This is a genomic window from Pseudoalteromonas sp. NZS71_1 (genome assembly GCF_015864305.1).
Lineage (GTDB): Bacteria > Pseudomonadota > Gammaproteobacteria > Enterobacterales > Alteromonadaceae > Pseudoalteromonas > Pseudoalteromonas arctica.
Map to the genome: position 1 here is coordinate 1 of NZ_JADYXM010000037.1, position 714 is coordinate 714.

The following is a 714-nucleotide window of genomic DNA, read 5'->3' on the forward strand; positions in this document are numbered from 1 at the left end:
TGTAGTGGTCAATAAAATTTGGCCACAGTTTTAGAGTCTTTGTATCTAATCTCAGATTCATTTGGCGCTAAACCAGCATTATAATGATGCGGTCTAACGTTGTTGTAATATCCGTTGATATAATCACTCACACTATATTTAGCGTCTATAAAATTCCCATATCCAACCTTTGGCATCCATTCTGTTTTAAAGCTTCTAAAAAATCGCTCCATTGGCGCATTATCCCAACAATTTCCGCGTCGACTCATGCTTTGTGTGATTTTATAGCGCCATAAACGTTGGCGGTACTTCAAGCTCGTATAATGGCTTCCTTGGTCTGAGTGAAACATCAACCCACTTGGTCTGCCTCTGCTTTCGTAAGCTAACTCAAGCGCTTTTAGCGTTAAGTTAGAATCTGGCGACAATGACATTGCCCAACCCACAACTTTACGCGCAAATAAATCAATAACGACCGCTAAATAAGCCCAGCGATTGCCTGTCCAAATATATGTAACATCACCGCACCACACGGTATCTGGCTCAACAACATCGAACTGCCTATTAAGCAGGTTTGGGATTTCAAGATGTTCATTACCGCCACGTTTATATGAATGTTGAGGTACTTGGCAGCTTTCTAGCTTTAATTTAATCATTAACTTAGCAGCACGATAACGGCTTAATTCAAAATCGTTATTCGTTGCGATTGCCGCGATTGTCCTCGCACCTGCTGAGCCC

At 41.6% G+C, this 714-nt stretch carries 1 protein-coding gene; it reads right to left on the minus strand.

The genetic code is table 11. The features are described from left to right. Window positions 1-8: 8 nt before the first annotated feature. The coding region (locus I6F43_RS19985; RefSeq protein ID WP_197103762.1) for an IS3 family transposase at window positions 9-714 on the minus strand (706 nt) is incomplete at its 5' end.